The organism is Sphingomonas sp. (genome assembly GCF_013812825.1).
Taxonomy (GTDB): Bacteria; Pseudomonadota; Alphaproteobacteria; order Sphingomonadales; family Sphingomonadaceae; genus Sphingomicrobium.
Map to the genome: position 1 here is coordinate 1 of NZ_JACCSU010000065.1, position 2,513 is coordinate 2,513.

The 2,513-nt window shown below is 66.4% G+C and carries 3 protein-coding genes, 1 rRNA gene and 1 pseudogene; 2 read left to right on the plus strand and 3 right to left on the minus strand.

Annotation, left to right across the window (positions count from 1 at the left end; genetic code table 11):
* Positions 1–108: ribosomal RNA gene (locus tag H0T81_RS08715) — 16S ribosomal RNA — on the minus strand; the annotation flags it as partial.
* 527 nt (positions 109–635) lie between these two features.
* Positions 636–1,064, minus strand: coding sequence for a CBS domain-containing protein (locus tag H0T81_RS08720; protein ID WP_294011876.1), 429 nt, complete (start codon positions 1,062–1,064; stop codon positions 636–638).
* 77 nt (positions 1,065–1,141) lie between these two features.
* Between H0T81_RS08720 and H0T81_RS08725 the strand changes: the two genes are divergently transcribed.
* On the plus strand, positions 1,142–1,474 hold the full coding sequence (locus tag H0T81_RS08725) for a hypothetical protein (protein WP_294011877.1): 333 nt from the start codon (positions 1,142–1,144) through the stop codon (positions 1,472–1,474).
* The gene (locus H0T81_RS08730) at positions 1,471–1,854 is read left to right on the plus strand and encodes an acyl-CoA thioesterase (RefSeq protein WP_294011878.1); all 384 of its coding nucleotides are present in this window, start codon (positions 1,471–1,473) and stop codon (positions 1,852–1,854) included. Before H0T81_RS08725 ends, H0T81_RS08730 begins: the two co-directional genes overlap by 4 nt.
* Here the strand turns inward: H0T81_RS08730 and H0T81_RS08735 are convergent.
* Positions 1,851–2,513 (minus strand): annotated as a pseudogene (locus H0T81_RS08735) (hypothetical protein); the annotation flags it as partial. The gene H0T81_RS08730 and the pseudogene H0T81_RS08735 sit on opposite strands and share 4 nt — an antisense overlap.

Consider the following 2,513-nt stretch of genomic DNA (forward strand, 5'->3'; position numbering starts at 1 on the left):
CACGCGTTACGCACCCGTGCGCCACTAGACCCGAAGGTCTCGTTCGACTTGCATGTGTTAGGCATGCCGCCAGCGTTCGTTCTGAGCCAGAATCAAACTCTCAAGTTGATGTACGACTTGGATCCCGTGGAATAACGAGAAGCAAGCCGGCATCTCCGGGAGCCGTTCCTGCACAAAATATACAAACTGGTGTGTTTGCGTATTAGGACATTGGCCCCTCATCGAAGCATTCGCTTCGACGGGTACCCTTGGAACGGCATAAATTTGACCGATCGTCCTGAACCCAGAGGCTCCAGGAGACCGGGCCGCCGCCCACATGTCCCTTCATCAAAACCGACAATGTCAAAGAGCCGACGCGTATCCACCCCCGGTTCGATTGGCTCCGGGCATCGGTTATACCGACAAGGTAGAGGCGCGAACGGAGGCCGGCCCCAAAGGGTCCGCCACCGCTTGCTGGGGCTGCATATATGGATCGCCCCCCATCGCGTCAACGGCATTTGTGCGATTTCTCGCACGGGCCGTCTCTCGCAGCTCGGGATCCGGACGCGCCGGACCCCTCGCTGAAGTCTAGATAAGGCGCAAAACCGCCGTTTCAAGGCCGCAAGCTACTGGTTTCACGGAATTTTTCCCGTCGATCAGGCGCTCTGGATGTAGCTGCGCATGGCGTTCGCCTCCGCTTCGATGCGGTCCATGCGGAATTTGACCAGGTCGCCGATCGAGACGATGCCGAGCAGCCGGCCGCCCTCGGCCACCGGCAGGTGGCGGATTCGCCGCTCGGTCATCAGCCCCAGCGCCGACAGCACGGGGGTCGACGGCTCGGCGGTGATCGCCGGCGACGTCATCACCCGCGACACCGGCCAGCCGAGCACCTCGGCGCCATGGTCGCGCAGGCAGTAGATGACGTCGCGCTCGGACATGATGCCGACGATTCGGTCGCCCTCGACCACCGGCAGGGCGCCGATCCGCCGCTCGCCGAGGCTGGCCACCGCGTCGCTGACGCGATCATCAGGGCCGATGGTCGCAACCTCGCTGCCCTTGGATGAAAGGATTGCCGCGATGGTCATATCCGCCTCCCGCTAAGTCGCTTTGCCGAGTCGCAGCGGAACCTTGCTACTGACACTGGGCGCGGCCAAAGGGAAGCATGCCCGAGCAAGGCCCCAGCCCCGGCCCCAGCCCCAGTCCCGGTCCCCGGCCCGACCCGCTGCCGGGCCCGGCCCATTCGATGCTGGTCCGATTCCGCCGGATCATGAAGTGGATGGCCGTCGTGGCGATCGTCGTCGCGGCGCTCGCCGTGGTACTGGTCGCGGTCGGCGACGACGGCGTTCACTTGCACATGCTGATCGCGACCGCGCTTGGCGCCGGGTTGACGGTGTTGCTGGCCGCCGCGCTGATGACCCTGGCGTTCTTGAGCTCGTCGAGCGGGCACGACGACCATTCGATGCGATCCAGCGACCAGGACGAGGGCCAGCGATGACCGATCTCGAGCGCGTGCCGATCCTGCGCATTGTCCCCGGCCCGAGCGACATCAACGCCAATGGCCATATCTTCGGCGGCTGGGTGCTCAGCCAAATGGACATCGCCGCCGGCATCGTCGCCTCGCGCCGCGCCGACGGGCCGGTGGCGACCGTCGCCATCGAGCGGATGGAGTTCATCGCACCGATCCATTTGCGCGACCTGATCTCGGTGTTCGCCCAGGTCGAGCAGGTCGGCCGGACGTCGATGAGGGTGCGGATCGAAGTGGTCGCCCACCGCGACCGCGGAGCGACCGAGGTCAAGGTCACCGAAGGCCTGTTCACCTTCGTCGCGCTGGATGAGAAGCACCGGCCGCGGCCGATCGATCCAGAGAAGGCTTAGGCCACCCGGTAGCGCAGCTGCGCGGTGCCATTGGCCGGAACCCGCATCCGCCACAGCATCCAGCCGTCGCGCTTCTCCAGTCGGCCGCCGTCGATTGCTCGCGCCTCGAGCGGAAGCTCGATCTCGACCATCTGCGGCTGGGTCGAATCGTTGGTCAGGGTCAGCCGATACTCGGCCCGCCGCTCGCGCTCGTGGACCTGGCTGGCGCGAACGCCGGTCGCGGTGGCGACCCGGATCTCGACTTTCTCGCCGATCGTGTGGTCGTCGATACGGCCTTCGCCGAGCAGCACCCGGCGGCCCTGGCGGGTGCCGAACAATGCCAGCTTCCCGGCAGGCAGCGGCAGCCCGAGCCCTTCGGCCGGGCGGTTGCGGGTGACCAGCACCCGCTCGAGCGGAGCTTCGTACGAGCCCAAATGCGGGCGCAGCCGAAGCACGCTGTCGAACTTGACCGACGGCCGGCGAAGCAAGGCGATCTGCTTTTGCGAGCGCGCCGCGACCGTCACCCGGATCGGCACCCGGTACAGGCGGACGTCGCCGAGCCGCTCTTCCTGCGCCATCACTTCGTCGCCGCCTCGTTCGGGCGACGGCGGCGGAGGCGGTGGCGGCGCCGCGACCCTGCTGCCGGTAACCATGATCTCCTCGGACAATTGGGACACGGC